The 15,049-nt window shown below is 50.0% G+C and carries 12 protein-coding genes, 8 tRNA genes and 1 rRNA gene; 6 read left to right on the top strand and 15 right to left on the bottom strand.

Annotation, left to right across the window (positions count from 1 at the left end; all coding sequences use genetic code 11):
* Positions 1 to 13: 13 nt before the first annotated feature.
* Both mtnK and mtnA read left to right on the top strand, forming a co-directional pair.
* Complete coding sequence (gene mtnK / locus DX130_RS24370) at positions 14 to 1,222, top strand: S-methyl-5-thioribose kinase (protein ID WP_116049822.1); 1,209 nt, start codon at positions 14 to 16, stop codon at positions 1,220 to 1,222.
* A 43-nt stretch (positions 1,223 to 1,265) separates the two neighbouring features.
* A complete protein-coding gene (mtnA, locus tag DX130_RS24365; RefSeq protein WP_116049820.1) occupies positions 1,266 to 2,321 on the top strand; it encodes an S-methyl-5-thioribose-1-phosphate isomerase in 1,056 nt (351 codons plus the stop codon).
* Between the two features lie 54 nt (positions 2,322 to 2,375).
* Here mtnA and DX130_RS24360 read toward each other — a convergent pair whose 3' ends face one another.
* Complete coding sequence (locus tag DX130_RS24360) at positions 2,376 to 2,681, bottom strand: YunC family protein (protein WP_116049818.1); 306 nt, start codon at positions 2,679 to 2,681, stop codon at positions 2,376 to 2,378.
* A 165-nt stretch (positions 2,682 to 2,846) separates the two neighbouring features.
* On the opposite strand from DX130_RS24360, the gene DX130_RS24355 reads away from it, so the two are divergent.
* Positions 2,847 to 3,329, top strand: a complete 483-nt coding sequence (locus tag DX130_RS24355) for a hypothetical protein (protein ID WP_116049816.1) — start codon at positions 2,847 to 2,849, stop codon at positions 3,327 to 3,329.
* Positions 3,330 to 3,484: 155 nt separating this feature from the next.
* On the opposite strand, the gene DX130_RS24350 is transcribed toward DX130_RS24355, so the two are convergent.
* Together DX130_RS24350 and DX130_RS24345 are read right to left on the bottom strand one after the other, a co-directional pair.
* A complete protein-coding gene (locus DX130_RS24350; RefSeq protein ID WP_240644690.1) occupies positions 3,485 to 5,383 on the bottom strand; it encodes a putative bifunctional diguanylate cyclase/phosphodiesterase in 1,899 nt (632 codons plus the stop codon).
* A 159-nt stretch (positions 5,384 to 5,542) separates the two neighbouring features.
* Positions 5,543 to 5,923, bottom strand: a complete 381-nt coding sequence (locus DX130_RS24345) for a DUF423 domain-containing protein (protein WP_116049814.1) — start codon at positions 5,921 to 5,923, stop codon at positions 5,543 to 5,545.
* Positions 5,924 to 5,984: 61 nt separating this feature from the next.
* On the opposite strand from DX130_RS24345, the gene DX130_RS24340 reads away from it, so the two are divergent.
* A complete protein-coding gene (locus DX130_RS24340; protein WP_116049812.1) occupies positions 5,985 to 6,470 on the top strand; it encodes a hypothetical protein in 486 nt (161 codons plus the stop codon).
* A gap of 102 nt (positions 6,471 to 6,572) precedes the next feature.
* On the opposite strand, the gene DX130_RS24335 is transcribed toward DX130_RS24340, so the two are convergent.
* Entirely contained in the window at positions 6,573 to 9,698 is a 3,126-nt protein-coding gene (locus tag DX130_RS24335) for an AAA family ATPase (RefSeq protein WP_116049811.1), read from the bottom strand.
* The gene (locus tag DX130_RS24330; protein WP_116049809.1) at positions 9,695 to 10,873 is read right to left on the bottom strand and encodes an exonuclease SbcCD subunit D; all 1,179 of its coding nucleotides are present in this window, start codon (positions 10,871 to 10,873) and stop codon (positions 9,695 to 9,697) included. Before DX130_RS24330 ends, DX130_RS24335 begins: the two co-directional genes overlap by 4 nt.
* A gap of 206 nt (positions 10,874 to 11,079) precedes the next feature.
* On the opposite strand from DX130_RS24330, the gene yhbH reads away from it, so the two are divergent.
* Positions 11,080 to 12,243 carry a sporulation protein YhbH gene (gene yhbH / locus DX130_RS24325; RefSeq protein WP_116049807.1) on the top strand — a complete coding sequence of 388 codons (1,164 nt, stop codon included), beginning with the start codon at positions 11,080 to 11,082 and terminating at the stop codon, positions 12,241 to 12,243.
* A gap of 67 nt (positions 12,244 to 12,310) precedes the next feature.
* Here the strand turns inward: yhbH and pdaA are convergent, their stop codons facing one another.
* A complete protein-coding gene (pdaA, locus tag DX130_RS24320) occupies positions 12,311 to 13,162 on the bottom strand; it encodes a delta-lactam-biosynthetic de-N-acetylase (protein WP_420818556.1) in 852 nt (283 codons plus the stop codon).
* 276 nt (positions 13,163 to 13,438) lie between these two features.
* Here pdaA and DX130_RS24315 point away from each other — a divergent pair, with 276 nt between their 5' ends.
* A complete protein-coding gene (locus DX130_RS24315; RefSeq protein WP_165861444.1) occupies positions 13,439 to 13,858 on the top strand; it encodes a GreA/GreB family elongation factor in 420 nt (139 codons plus the stop codon).
* Positions 13,859 to 14,068: 210 nt separating this feature from the next.
* Here the strand turns inward: DX130_RS24315 and DX130_RS24310 are convergent.
* The 9 genes from DX130_RS24310 to DX130_RS24270 all read right to left on the bottom strand — a co-directional run.
* A tRNA-Pro gene (locus DX130_RS24310) sits at positions 14,069 to 14,145 on the bottom strand.
* A gap of 5 nt (positions 14,146 to 14,150) precedes the next feature.
* Positions 14,151 to 14,225, bottom strand: a tRNA-Gly gene (locus DX130_RS24305).
* A 7-nt stretch (positions 14,226 to 14,232) separates the two neighbouring features.
* A tRNA-Thr gene (locus tag DX130_RS24300) sits at positions 14,233 to 14,308 on the bottom strand.
* A gap of 32 nt (positions 14,309 to 14,340) precedes the next feature.
* Positions 14,341 to 14,417 (bottom strand) — tRNA-Met (locus tag DX130_RS24295).
* A 77-nt stretch (positions 14,418 to 14,494) separates the two neighbouring features.
* Positions 14,495 to 14,571, bottom strand: a tRNA-Met gene (locus DX130_RS24290).
* Positions 14,572 to 14,585: 14 nt separating this feature from the next.
* Positions 14,586 to 14,660, bottom strand: a tRNA-Glu gene (locus DX130_RS24285).
* Positions 14,661 to 14,684: 24 nt separating this feature from the next.
* A tRNA-Ser gene (locus tag DX130_RS24280) sits at positions 14,685 to 14,772 on the bottom strand.
* 6 nt (positions 14,773 to 14,778) lie between these two features.
* Positions 14,779 to 14,854: transfer RNA gene (locus DX130_RS24275), tRNA-Asn, on the bottom strand.
* A 101-nt stretch (positions 14,855 to 14,955) separates the two neighbouring features.
* A 23S ribosomal RNA gene (locus tag DX130_RS24270) occupies positions 14,956 to 15,049 on the bottom strand; the annotation flags it as partial.

Below are 15,049 nucleotides of genomic sequence, written 5' to 3'. Positions count from 1 at the left end.
GGAGGTGGACGAGTTGACCACGTATCATGCCTTGAACGAACAAGAAGCAACTGAAATCGCGCGCGGAATTGAAGGATTTTTCCCTGCCGGCGCTCCTTTGGCTTGCCGGGAAATTGGAGACGGCAACCTGAATCTCGTCTTTCATATTACGGATAGCGCTAGCGGCAAAAGCCTGATCATGAAGCAGGCGCTTCCCTATGCCAAAGTCGTAGGCGAGTCGTGGCCTCTGTCGCTAGACCGTGCGCGCATCGAGAGTGAGAAACTGATTTTGGAAGGAACCATGGCTCCTGGACTAGTGCCGGTCGTCTACAAATACGATCCGGAGCTGTCGCTCACCGTCATGGAGGATTTAAGCGATCACGTCATTATGAGGCAAGGCCTGATCAACGGCACGAGATATCCGCTCTTTGCGGATCATATCTCGACGTTCATGGCCAACACCCTGTTCTATACATCCGATCTCGGCATGAACCAACAGGACAAGAAGCTGCAGGTCAAGAACTTCATTAATCCCGATCTGTGCAAAATAACGGAAGATCTTATTTTCGACGATCCGTATACCGTATCGGCTAACAATAACGTACCGCCAGCCATTGAAGATGCCGCAGAAGCGCTTCGCAATGACACCCAGTTGCATCTCGAAGTCGCCATATTGCGCGACAAGTTCTTGACGAACGCTCAGGCTCTGCTGCACGGAGATTTGCATACGGGAAGCATCTTCGCAACGCCAGCTTCTACTAAAGTAATCGATCCCGAATTTGCATATTTCGGACCGATGGGCTTCGATGTCGGCGCCGTCTTTGCGAATTTAATCTTGAACTACGCCGGTCAGCAGTATTGGATCAGCGACGATGCGGCCCGCAAAGATTTCCGCCGTTATCTGCTGGATACCATTGAAGATGTGTGGAACCAATTCGACCGGAAGTTCCGCGTGCTCTGGAATGAGTACGGAATCGATCGACTGGCTAATGCCACGCCAGCCTATCAAGATTTTTACATGAAAAGATTGCTGCAGGATACAATTGGATTCACCGGTTGCAAAATCATTCGCCGTATCGTTGGGCTTGCCCATGTAGCAGACATCGATAAGATCCCGAATGACGACATCCGAGAGCATGCTCAAAGAGGCGCCCTCACCATCGGCACCGAGCTGATCCGTCGTCACCGCAACGCGCAATCGATTCAAGAACTGATTGATATTACAGAAACAGCGATGCAATAACAGCCCTCGGGCTTTGCAATTTACGCAGGGAGGAACTAACATCATGACCGAAAATTACGCAGGCTTGCAATCCGTTATCTGGACCGGCGACAAGCTGGATTTGCTGGACCAACGGCTGCTGCCGGAAGAAATCGTATATTTGCCGCTTACTACATCCGAGGATGTATGGGAAGCGATCAGACATCTTAAAGTTCGGGGCGCTCCGGCTATCGGCATTGCCGCAGCTTATGGCGTTGTGCTAGGCAGCCGCGATGCGGTAACCGCGGAGGATTGGATTGCAAGCGTGAAGAAGCACGCACAATATTTGGCTACATCCAGACCGACTGCCGTTAATCTGTTCTGGGCACTGGATCGGATGAAAGCTGCAGCTGACCGCTTCGCTAATGAGGGCTTCTCCCTTCATCAGCTCAAAGAAGCATTAACCAAAGAAGCGATCGCCATTCAAAGCGAAGATGAAGAAACCAATCGCTTGATCGGCGAGCATGCGCTGGGATTGTTCAAGGATGACATGGGCGTCTTAACGCATTGCAATGCTGGTGGTCTTGCAACCGCCAAGTACGGCACCGCACTGGCGCCGTTCTATCTGGCAAAGGAGCAAGGCATGAATATTCGTGTATTCGCCGATGAGACGCGTCCTGTACTGCAAGGTGCTCGCCTAACCGCATTCGAGCTTCAGCAAGCTGGTATCGATGTTACGCTCATCTGTGACAACATGGCCGGTATGGTTATGTCCAAGGGCTGGATAGATGCCGTCATCGTCGGAACGGATCGCGTAGCGGCTAACGGCGACGTGGCGAACAAAATCGGCACCTACAGCGTAGCTGTTCTAGCCAAGGCGCATGGCATTCCTTTCTATGTAGCATGTCCGCTCTCCACTATCGATCTCTCTACGCCTACGGGAGCAGAGATTCCGATTGAGGAACGCAATGCCGAAGAAATTACGGAGGGCTTTGGAAAACGTACTGCGCCGCAAGGTGTAAAAGTATACAATCCTGCCTTCGACGTTACGCCTCATGAATACGTTACGGCCATTATTACGGAGAAAGGCATCATTACCGCGCCTTTCGAAGAAAACCTGCGCAAGCTGTTTCAAGATTAACAACGAAAGCCCCAAGCATTCAGTGCTTGGGGCTTTAAATATAATGATAACGTATTATACCATCAGTCGAAGAGCTTCCGAGCCCTTCATACCGACTGTGACTCCTAGCAATTCTGCCTTATGCGTAATCGACTCCAAAGGCGCTTCGAAGAGTTCCTCCAAGGTTCGTACGCCGACAGCGCGTCCTGCAATAATCTCGCGATCTCGCAGCCGCTCGTTCAACAGTGACACGTCCAAAGCTCCGCACATGATATAACCTCGGTCGGTCGATAGGGAGAGGAGAGTGGTTTTGGGCAACTTCACCTCTACTCCTAGAACGGTCTCCCCGCTTTCCAGCACGAATGGAACCATCCTGATCAAGTGGCACCTACCTCCTTTCCACACGATAATCGTGGCTAATCCGCCGCACAACTAGTATATGCAGCTAATCTCTCCCAGTGTGGTCATACGCTCAGATATAGGTCTATATCACTATTCAAAATAGTGGTATAGTTAGACTATCACCATTAGCGCGGAGGCAAGCATATGACAAAAAAGCAATTACACAAGCAAAATCAAACCTTCATCTTCAACGTTGAAATTATGGTCGAAGATGGACATCATGCCGACGCATTAGAGAAGCTGATTCAAGGCTTGAATCGTTCCGAATGGAGAGACTACCGCGTCACCTCCGGCATTCAATTAGGAAGTCTGATCGACCAGAAGCTTGCGGAAGCTGCTGCTACCATCCCGCTTCCTATTCCCGATAAAGAAACGGTACCGGTCGAACCAATCAGCGCGGGCCTAGAGCCAGAGGCGTCAGATGGTTTTGAACCTATTCGCAACTTTATGAAGTCGAACACCCTGATTCGCTTAATCGTGAACAGAGGTCTGGGCATCAAGTTGAACATTCCTTGCCGTATTATCAATATGGACGAACGAGAAAACTTGATTACCGTCTATCATGTCGACGAGAAGCAAGTCTATACGTTCAGATTGAATGAAATTGAAGATTTCATAGCCGGCTAACCAATAGCCCGCTGTCCCAGGATGCACTTGTTCCTCCTTCTGGGGCAACGGGCTTTTTGCATGTTCCGGATTGCCTAGCATGCCTTTCATTTCATAGAGAAGAAAAGAGACTATCCCGCCGACAGCGCTCTGTCGGCGAGATAGTCCCTTATTCATCAACCTGCTTTAAGCATTTCTTCGATATTGTCGCTGGAGACAGGCGGGCTCCAATAGAAGCCCTGCATTTCATCACATTGATGCTTCTTCAGAAATTCCATCTGCTCCTCTGTTTCCACACCTTCGGCAATGACCTGAATATTCAAGTTATGCGCCATCGCAATGATGGCGGCTACGATCTCGGCATCGCTAGGGTCTTGTTGGATATCCCTCACGAAGGAGCGGTCGATCTTCAGACGGTCAATCGGGAAGTTCTTCAAGTAGTGGAACGAGCTGTAGCCCGTCCCGAAGTCGTCTACGCTAATACCCACACCCAAATCCGTAATAGCAAGCAAACAACGCGATACAAGTCCCACATCGATGGTCATCGACTCCGTTATTTCCAGGTCCAGATATTTGGGCTCAAGTCCCGTCTTCTCTAGCACCTCCGCAATGCGGCTTGCGAGATCATGCTGCAGAAATTGGCGTATAGATAGATTGACCGCAACAGGCATTGGTGCAAATCCGGCGTCCTGCCATGCCTTGTTCTGACGACAGGCTTCTTCCAGCACCCAATCGCCGATCTGAACGATCATACCGCTTTCTTCAGCAAGCGGTATGAACGCTCCCGGTGAAAGAAGTCCCTGTACGGGATGCTTCCAGCGAACCAATGCTTCGACACCAACCATTCGTCCGCTGACCAGATCATATTGCGGCTGATAGTGAAGCACAAATTCACTCCGCTGAATGGCTCTATACATCTCATGCTGCAGCTTGAGACGTTCGAAGGAAGAATTGCTCCAGCTATCAGAATAGAGAAGACAATCATTTTTACCGCTTTCCTTCGCTTTGACAAGCGCCATATCTGCTTTCTTGAACAGGGTATATCCGTCATCCTGATTGTTAAGACTCGTGACCAGACCGATGCTGGCCGTAATATGTAGAGGGAATCCCTTTAATTCATAAGGCTCTTCAATTGATTTCAATATGCGCTTGGAATAATCCAGCAGCTCTTCCTCGGACTGAATGGAAGTAATAAGTAAGGCGAATTCGTCGCCTTCCATTCGGGCTACAAAGTCTTGCTCCGATAAACCTCTATTCAGACGTTCGGCGACTTGCATCAGGAGCATGTCTCCAAACTCTCGACCAAAAGACGCATTCACTAGCTTAAACCGATCAAGATCCAAGTAGCAGATTCCTACAATTTGCTCATCTTCCTGCGCCCTGGTGAGACTCTCGGTCAGCTTCATCTGGAAAAGCGTACGATTCGGCAAGCCTGTCATATCGTCATAATAAGCCATGTATCGGATACGCTCAACGTTGCGCTTCCGATCACTGAGATCCTGACTGATCATAACCGTCCCGATCACTTCATCCTCTTGTATCATGGGTGAATAGACTACCTGAAGCTCCAAAGGAAATCCTGATCGATGCGTAATATGAATATTATTTTGAGTTGTCTCTCCGTTTAGCGCCATGTCAATAGATTCTTGCAGCTGTATTCTGCTGGAGGGATCAACCATTCGAATAATAGGCTGTCCAATCATCTCTGATCGTTGATAGCCCAGCATGCGGCTGGAAGCTTCATTCATCTCCACCAGTTCGCCTGCACGGTTCAAAACGGCGAGGGGGACAGCTTCGGAACGAAGGAGCGTCTCCACGATGGCAGTATGGTATTTATGGAAATTGCCTATTGAATTGCGCTTGATGAAGACGATAACAGCTGTAGCCAGCAATGATGCCGCTACGGCAAGCGAGGCCCATCTGTGCATCGCATTGGAGATCACAAGAAAGGATACAATGATCCATATGACAGAGATAGCCGCTATTCCAGCGCTTATCGTCCATGTCTCGCCCAGCATCAGCAGCGTGCGCGGCCGCTTCTTCGTTTCAGTCCAATCTCCCATTCGTTTCGCCACACACAAACTTCCTTCCTCATTAAGTCGGTCAAGTGATAGCTAGGTACATTATAAACGAAATGGATGATTTGGCATAGAAATATTTGCTAGCATTTTATAAAAAATAACCAAAAATGATCGGTTTTTGTCGAAAATAATCCAAATATGTGACACTTCTACTCATTTCGACGCTTGTTTGGCTGCTCCTACAATTACAAAGACCCAGCCAGCAATCATCGCTACTCCGCCGATAGGCGTAATTATGCCCAGTTTAGAGAAGCCGGTAAGAGACAAAATATACAGGCTTCCGCTGAAAATGATGGTTCCCGCAAGGATCAGTCTTCCTCCGATAAGCACTTTCCTGCTTCCACCTATCATCTTATCGAGAAGGGCGATCAGCATGAGTCCGAGCGCACTATACATATGGTATTTCACTCCGGTCTCAAATACGTCCAGGTAATGCTCGGATAGCTTATCTTCCAATCCATGTGCTCCAAATGCACCTAAAATAATGGCCAATGCGGCGTTGACAGCACCGATTATAAAATATTTTGGCAACATGCGTTTTCAATCCTCTCTTTATTGTGTATAATTTTGCCATACTGCTGGAAGGGGACTATTTATGAACGACAATCAAAATCAGCAAGAACAACAACAACCGCAAGGACAGCCGGTAGATCAGGGACAGGCATTTAGCGGATTTTCATCCGTAGGCAACGGGCCATACGGTCAAGCACCTATCATTCTGAAGCATTCGGGACTCGGAATTACGTCCTTTATCATGGCTTTGGCATCGGTGATCACTTTTATTCTCGCGATTGTTATCATTGCAGCCAACGCGTATGATTTGGTGAATGGTACTTCAACTGAAGATATCCAACAACAAATCCTCGATGGCAACGGAGCAGGATTCGGGGCCGTTGTCGCAGGTGGACTCCTTGTGATCCTGTCTATCGTAATCTCGTTCATCGGACTGGTGCTTGGCATTATCGGAGCCTGCATGAAGAATCGCAAGAAAGTATTCAGCATAATCGGCATCGTATTGAACGCATTGATTACGATCGGATCCTTCTTTATGTTTCTGATCAGCATAATGACTGCAGTCTAGTTTTCAATCACCGTTATGCAGTCCCGCATGGAATCGCTCTATCTGCGATCCCATGCGGGACTTTTTTAACTATCACTCGGTTTTATACTTTAAAGGTCAGCTTCATGATTTAAGCACGATAGTCGTTCTGCTGAATCCCTCTCGTGATTTGCTAACTTCCAAGCATGCCGGGAATGCTTCTTTCAATTCCGCCACATGAGAGATGACTCCGATCATCCGCCCCGCCTTCTGCAAATCAACAAGTGCTGCCACCGCTTTGTGCAGCGACTCCTCGTCCAATGAACCGAAGCCTTCATCAATAAGCATCGTTTCGATCGAGACGCCTCCCTGATGACTCTGAATGACGTCGGTCATACCGAGTGCCAGGCATAAAGAAGCATTGAACTTTTCTCCGCCCGACAGTGTCTTTACATCTCGTAATTGACCCGTATACGCATCGTAGACATCAAGGCCTAGTCCGCTCTGCTTGCCGCGAGTCTCCAGTCTGTCGCTCCGTTGAAGCTCATATTGACCACTCGACAGCTCCTTCAACCTCACGTTAGCCATGCTCAGGATTTGCTCCAAATATTCAATGAGAATATAGCGCTCGAAGGACATTTTAAGCGCATTGTCTCCCTTAAGCATGGAATAGAGATCAAGCACGCCTTCCATCTCTTCTTCCAAGCCTGCCATACGAGAGCCCGATAGTCTTATCGATTCGGCCAGGCGAGACGCCTCTTCCTCATAACGCCGCGAACGTCCTTCGCTTGCAACAATAGACTCATAGTTAGTCTTCGTTTCTGCTATCGCGGTCAGAAGCTCCTCTGTCTCTTGCCTTGGAGAGCCTTGTAGCTCTTGCGCAAGCGACGCCAGCCGTTCCCGTACCGCTGCTGCTGCGGAACGAAAAGCTTCAATTCTCTCGCGGACACGCCTGCTATCCTCATCCTTCATAACAGCAGAGCGATATTCCTCAAGCGAGGAGAAGCCCCCTAGCAGCAACTCATGCTCCAGACGTTTTGCAGCAATTCCAGCGTATTCCTCCGCCTCGGCCAATGAGCTTTTAGCCTGCTCGGCATATACCTTGCACTCTGACATCCTCGATGCGGCACTCTGAAGTCGTTGCTGGACTGACAGCCATACCTGCTCCATATCCCGGAATACGGCGCCTTGCTCCTTCGTTCGAGCTGCCAATGTGTCCGGGCTTCGCAAATCTTCCGGGATTCTCTCCAGTTCCTTATCAAGGGAGGCTTGTCCCGCCGACCGCTTCACTGCGAGCTGCTGCAGCTCTGCTTGAAGCCGTTCCCGCTCCGGCTCCTGCCGCATCAGTTCCGTTTCGGTGTTTCCAAGCGTCTCTCTTAATTGTTCGGCATGTTTCGCATCCCCTTGAAGCTTCTGCACCGTGTCCTTATGCTGCCTCCATTGATCACGCAAGACCCCCTGGCGTTCACGTATCGCGCTTACCAACTGCTCACTTGGCAACCCTGTATCGAGTGTAATCCCAAGCTCTTCAAGCTCCTCTAGTAATGTAGCATGAGTAGCTGTGGCTGAAGCTGCCTGGGCCTTTGCGGCGAACCATTCGTTTTGGATGGCTGTAAGCGTATCTTTGGTTTGCTGCAGCTTTTCCTTTGAGGGGAGCTCTCCTTCGACATGAGCTTTGGAAGGATGATCCGTACTTCCGCACACCGGACACGGAGCACCCGCCAGCAGATGGACAACCAGCAGGCTTGCCTGACCTTCCAGCCATAATCGTTCTGCCCGTTCATGCTCGGCCGCTGCCGTTTCCAACGCTCGCAGTCCTTCTTGTTCGAGCCCTTGAAGACGCATGCCCTCTTCCGAGACTTCCAATAGACGCTTAAGCGTCTTCCCTTGCTGTTCAATCGTTCTAAGCTTATCCAGCTTGTCGGGAAGCTCCGCAATAGAAGCATCGATTCCTTGAAGCTCCGTAGATAACAGCACTCTCTGCTCTTTAAGCTTCGCTAATGATTGCTCATTGGCATTCAGATAACCTCGAGCCTTCGACTCCAGCTGAATGAATTCATGAACATGCTTCTGCTGTACGCTTAATGACGCTACGCTTGGCTCAAGGTCTTGCAGCCTAATAAGCTCGCGCTCGGCGCTCCGGCGAAGCGGCTCTCTCTCCCCTTCCTCGCGATGAACGGCTTGCGCAGCGCTCCATTCCACCTCTGCTGCCTGGAGCGCCAATTCCCTGTTCTGGAGCGCCTCATGCTTAATCCGCTTTGCCTGCACCGTTTGATTGGCCTGCTCTTCGTAAGGAATCAGTACAGCGGCCCTCTTCGCAAGCTCAAGCCTCTGCTCTTGCTCCTTTATTCCCGGCTCTTGCTCCTGGTAAGCGATAAGCTGCGTACGTTTGGTCTCAAGCTCGTCATACTTGGCGTTGATTGCCTGGGCTACGCGAAGTTGATCTTGCTTCGCATCCATCTCGCTCGACAGCTTAAGCTTGCTTTCACCCGCCAGCTCAGCCTGATCCCGGTAGTAGTCTGTCTCGATTGCCAGCCCTTCCAAAACCTGCGTCACACTGTATACCTCTTGCGTGAACGTGTCTGCCAGCCGGCTGCCTTCTCGCACAGGAAGCGTCTCTTGCGCTTGCCGCATCGTCGCTGATGTTGCCGCTCGCGCTTCCTTCAACCGATCCTGGAGCTCCCTGTTGCGCTGCTGAAATCTGGCTTCAAGCTTCTCGTATAGCTCCGTTCGGAAGATGCGGCGCAATATCTCTTCCTTGTTGTCCGTATCGGATGTCAGCAGCTTGCGGAATTCTCCTTGCGGAAGCATCACAATCTGGCTGAATTGATCCTTTGTCAATCCAACGATAGCAAGCAGCTTTGCATTCACTTCCGTCGTGATGAAGCGATCCGTAGCCGGAGTAGCTTTGCCGTCCTTTAATTCATACAGCTCCGTCTTCTCTCCCGTCTCGCTGCGGTTGCTGCCCTTGCGATGCTTCATCTGCCGAAAAACACGGTACGCCTTGGCGCCCACCGAAAAATCCAGTTCCACAGCCGTATGCGTCTCATCGTCGGCAAATTGGCTGCGCAGCATTCTGGGATCAGATCGATCCTCGCCGCTTGCCATACCGTATAAAGCAAAACATATCGCATCGAAAATCGACGTCTTTCCCGCTCCTGTATGGCCCGATATCACAAACAGCCTGCGTTCGCCAAGCCCGGTAAAATCGATGACTTCCTCGTCCCGATACGGACCGAATGCCTTCATCATTAGTCTAAGCGGTCTCATGCGTCACCTCCGCTCTCTTGGAGAAGAGCTCCAAATTCCCGTTCAAACAGCGCTCTCTTCTCCTTCGTTAACGGAATGCTCTTCACCTCTTCGTAGAATGCGGCGAACAGTTCCACAGGATTGCTTTCGCTTCGTTTAGGAGCAGATGTCATACCCGTATCTTCAAATGCAGATGCGGCCTCCGAAGCGGCCGTTTTTATTTTTCGCTCCACATGCATGGCATTGGGGTATACAGCCCGCACCTTCTCCATCGGGAACAAGATAGGATGATCACTTAACAACGTGACGAAGACGTAGTCATCGCTGACCTTATGCTGCTCCAGCTCTTCCAAGGTCGCTGCCACCCGTCTCATGTTTCGCAGCGGACGAAGCTCTCTTTTTTCCACTGTCACATGACCTTGCTCATCCAGCTCCACCATGAGATAACCTTTGTTATGCTTTTCTTCCGATATGGAATATTTCAGCGGTGAACCCGCGTAACGTATATGTTCATGCCGTACATAGTGCGACTGATGCAGATGTCCAAGTGCCACATAGTGAAAGGGCCCGAAGTGGGCTGCACTCACATGCTCCGCACCGCCAATCGCCAGAGGTCGCTCCGACTCGCTTGTGTTATGAGCGGCTTCGCCGGCAGGAGTAACAAATGCATGTCCAATCAGCACATGTCGGGCAGCCGGGTCCATCGACTTCTCCAAACGACTTACGATTGCCCTCATCGCATCATCATGCGATCGAATGGTGTCATCGGCCAACCCATGTCGGATTTGAGCCGGGTCAGCGTATGGAATCAGGTGAAAGTGCACCTCTCCATATTCATCGCGAAGAATGACGGGACTCCTGTCCAGACGTAATTGTCCTGTCAGATATAAGCCTCGACTTTCCATCATGCTGGTGCCAAAGCTGATCCGGTCGGGACTGTCATGATTGCCCGATATCGCGAGCACGGGCGTCGCCAAATCGATCACGATCCGCCTCAACGTCTCATCCAGCAGCTCAACTGCCTCCGTAGGCGGGATGGCCCGGTCATAGAGATCGCCGGCTATAATGACAGCATCGGGCTTCTCTTCCCGAATCGCTTCTATTAATTGCTCCAGCACATAGCGCTGATCCTCTGTCATATAGACACCTTGAATCAGCTTGCCCAGATGCCAATCCGCCGTATGCAACAGCTTCATTCCTTCACTTCCTCTCCCGCAGCATGGCGCCGCAGTCCTTCCTATTATTCTATCACCCCTGTAGGCTGAGTAGCTAGAGCTTCCCTTCTTATGCCCACGCTTGTCTAATAGATTCATAGGATTGGACTCAATTCGTTCACATAACCGCACGCCACTTGAATATATTGATTAACAGCAAACAAATAAGCGAGGGAGGTGCTCCGAAAATGAGTCCAGCTGACAACGGCATGTTCATTGTATCGCGCGAGGATTGGTCACTGCACCGCAAGGGGTATCAGGATCAGGCTCGCCATCAGCAAAAAGTACGAGAAGCTATTAAGCAAAATTTGCCCGATCTTGTATCCGAAGAAAGCATAGTCATGTCTGACGGCAAACAAGTCATCAAAGTGCCAATTCGGAGCCTGGATGAATACCGCTTTGTTTATAATTACAATAAAAACAAGCATGTGGGCCAAGGCGACGGAGAAAGCCAGGTAGGCGACGTACTGGGGGTAGATCCGCAAGCGGCGAAAAAAGGCGGCAAAGGGGAAGGCGCCGGCGATCAGCCCGGCGAGGATGTCATTGAGGCGGAGATTTCCTTAGCGGAGCTAGAGACGATGCTTTTCGAAGAATTAGAGCTTCCGTTCCTAAAGCAGAAGGACAAGGATCAACTGGAGACCAAAGAGATCCGGTTTAACGATATCCGCAAAAAAGGCATCATGTCCAACATCGACAAGAAGCGAACCATTATCGAGAACTTACGGCGTAATGCTACGTCAGGACAGCCCGGAATCCACGGCATCAGCCCGGATGATCTGCGCTACAAAACCTGGGAGGAGATCGTCAAGCCGCAGTCCAACGCCGTTATTTTGGCCATGATGGATACATCGGGATCGATGGGCTCGTTCGAAAAGTATGTAGCCCGCAGCTTTTTCTTCTGGATGACTCGTTTTCTGCGCCATCAATACGAGAAGGTTGATATCGTGTTCATTGCCCATCATACGGAAGCAAAGGAAGTTAGCGAAGAAGAGTTTTTCACCCGTGGAGAGAGCGGAGGGACAATTTGTTCCTCGGCGTATATGAAAGCTCTGGAGGTTATCGACAGCCGATTCAGTCCGAGCCTATACAATATTTATCCGTTCCACTTCTCTGACGGTGACAATCTGACCAGCGACAACGAGCGGTGCGTCAAGCTGATCGGCGAGCTGCTCAAACGGTCCAATCTGTTCGGCTACGGGGAAGTGAACCAATACAACCGCTCCAGCACCCTCATGTCGGCCTATAAACATATTAATCTCCAGCATTTTATGTATTACGTCATCAAAGAAAAGGGCGAGGTGTACAACGCGCTGAAGTCGTTTTTCCGGAAGCGTGAGGGGATCATCGGCTAAATCAATACCGTCTGCGCAAGCAAGCCCCCGGTACTTAGGTACCAGGGGCTTGTATTTGTTCAATTAGTTATGATGCTGGTTGAGGAGCAGGGGCCTCCTCAGCAGATGAGCTTAGCTCCGGCAAACCCTTGAATTCATAGCCTTGCCTTCTTGCCTCATCGATAATGCTCGCAAGAGCATCTGCATTGTCTTGCGATACGGAGTGGAGCAGCAGGATTGCGCCTGGATGCAATTGCTTAGTTACTTGCTGGAAGGCGTAGGAAGCGCCTTTCTGCGCTCTAACGTCCCAGTCCTTGTATGCGATCGACCAAAAGACGCTGGTATAGCCTGAGCTTTTGCTCGCAGCCAGCACCTTTTCACTAAAGATCCCTCTTGGCGGCCTCAAATAAGTCATTTCCTGCTGCCCCGTCACTTCTTGAACCTGCTCCTTTACCTTCTCCAGCTCAATCCGGATCGCATCGTCAGATAACGTAGTCATATCAGGATGGCTCCAGGAGTGGTTGCCGATGATATGTCCCTCCGAAGCCATTCGTTTCAGAAGCTCCGGCTGATCCTTAATATAGTGGCCTGTTACAAAAAACGTGGCCGGCACCTGCTTCTCCTTAAGCACATCCAAAATTTTGCCGGTCAGCCCGTTTTCATACCCGTTATCGAAAGTTAGGAATAGCTCCTTGCGCGTCGTATCTCCCAAAAATAACGCGCCATGCTTCGTTATAATCGGCTTGAATCCCTCCTCGTCAATCGAAGGCAGCTTGCCATCTACACTTTTCTTGAACCCGAAATGAAAGGTCCCTGGTTGTGCCTGCACACCGCAAGGACTTGCAAGTATGGCTGCCAAAACCGTTACCGCGGCTGTCAGCCTCATAATCTTCCTGCGCAAAATAACTCTCCTCTCAGGCCTCGAACGATCAAAGGCCATACGATTTTTTGCCGGTACAATCGACATGAGATTACTATTTCCTTTATTCCCCTGTGCTATTCGAATGTTTCATCAAAGAAAGGTTGTATTCCACTGTTAATTTGCTACACTGGTTACAAGGCCTCTGCTATCGCAGGCGGCCTCTATTATTATTTCAGGAGGAATTGGACATGAGAATGACAAATCGCTTAACCTTCCATGCACGTGCCAAGCATATAGGAGGTGATATCTACTATGAGCCATAGGTCCGAATGTGATGAGCTAAAGGAGATGTTCATGCAACAGCTTATTTCGCTGCGCGATGAGAAGAATCAGTTCCTTACCGCATATTTCCCCAATTACGGAAGCAGACGAATTCAAGTGGAGAAGCTGCTAACTTCCTATACCCGCATGCTGGAACAGTTAATGGAGCGTCCGCCAAGCGAATGGCGCAATATTGTGCTGATCGGATGCGGTGTCATGGTGACGTATATGGATGACGGCATGACCGAATCCTTTACAATCGTACTCCCTGATGAAGCCCAACCTGATATCAACCGTATTTCTTTTTTCTCGCCAATTGCGGAGCAACTGCTCATGTGCACATCGGGGGATCTCATCTCGATGAATACCAATATAGGGGCGTATCAGGTCCGAATCGACCGGATATGGTGGAGCGAAGTAAATAGGGAAGTGGAACGGGGGACTGCTCCTTGAATCTATGAAAAAGTGAGCCTTCAGACATTTAATTTATAGGTGCATCGGTATTTTGCTTTGGATTTGGTTCTGGAGTTTTCGCTAGCTATAAAAAAAGGAAACACGCAGAAAGCAGCCTTCCCGCTGTTATTCTATCTGCGTGTTTCTTCTTTATCATAAAAACAAAAAAACCGACACTCTTAAAGAGTTCGGTTACCTTAACTATAAAAATGGTCGGGATGACACGATTTGAACATGCGACCCCCTGGTCCCAAACCAGGTGCTCTACCAAGCTGAGCTACATCCCGTTAAATGGAGCGGAAGACGGGAATCGAACCCGCGACCCTCGCCTTGGCAAGGCGATGCTCTACCGCTGAGCCACTTCCGCAAAAAAATGGTGCCGTCGAGAGGACTTGAACCCCCAACCTACTGATTACAAGTCAGTTGCTCTACCAGTTGAGCTACAACGGCATATTAATGGATGATTTCCACAAGTAGTGGATTGGTTGCGGAGGCAGGATTTGAACCTGCGGCCTTCGGGTTATGAGCCCGACGAGCTACCGGGCTGCTCCACCCCGCGTCGTTAAAAAATTTGTGATCCGTTCTAACAGTTAAGCTACAACGAGACATTAATGATTGATATCCACAAGTGTGAATTGGTTGCGGGGGCAGGATTTGAACCTGCGGCCTTCGGGTTATGAGCCCGACGAGCTACCGGGCTGCTCCACCCCGCGTCGTTAATAAAAATTGGTGACCCGTAGGGGATTCGAACCCCTGTTACCTCCGTGAAAGGGAGGTGTCTTAACCCCTTGACCAACGGGCCTTACATATGTAGAAAAAGTTCATACGGAGAAGGAGGGATTCGAACCCTCGCACCACTTACGCAGTCTAACCCCTTAGCAGAGGGTCCCCTTGAGCCACTTGGGTACTTCTCCAGATAATGGCTCCCCGAACAGGACTCGAACCTGTGACAACTCGATTAACAGTCGAGTGCTCTACCAACTGAGCTATCAGGGAATATGGATGTTCACAAGATGTGTTGCACCTTGAAAACTGGATACGAAAGTAGCTGTTTTTTCACTTTAGCTTGTCCGTGGCTTGTATGAACCACAAACGATTAGGATAAGCCCTCGACCGATTAGTATTCGTCAGCTCCACACATTGCTGTGCTTCCACCCCGAACCTATCAACCTCGTCGTCTTCAAGGGGTCT

The organism is Paenibacillus paeoniae (genome assembly GCF_003388735.1).
Taxonomy (GTDB): Bacteria; Bacillota; Bacilli; order Paenibacillales; family Paenibacillaceae; genus Pristimantibacillus; species Pristimantibacillus paeoniae.
The sequence above is the reverse complement of the archived record's forward strand: the minus strand, read 5'-3'. Positions and strand labels throughout refer to the sequence as shown.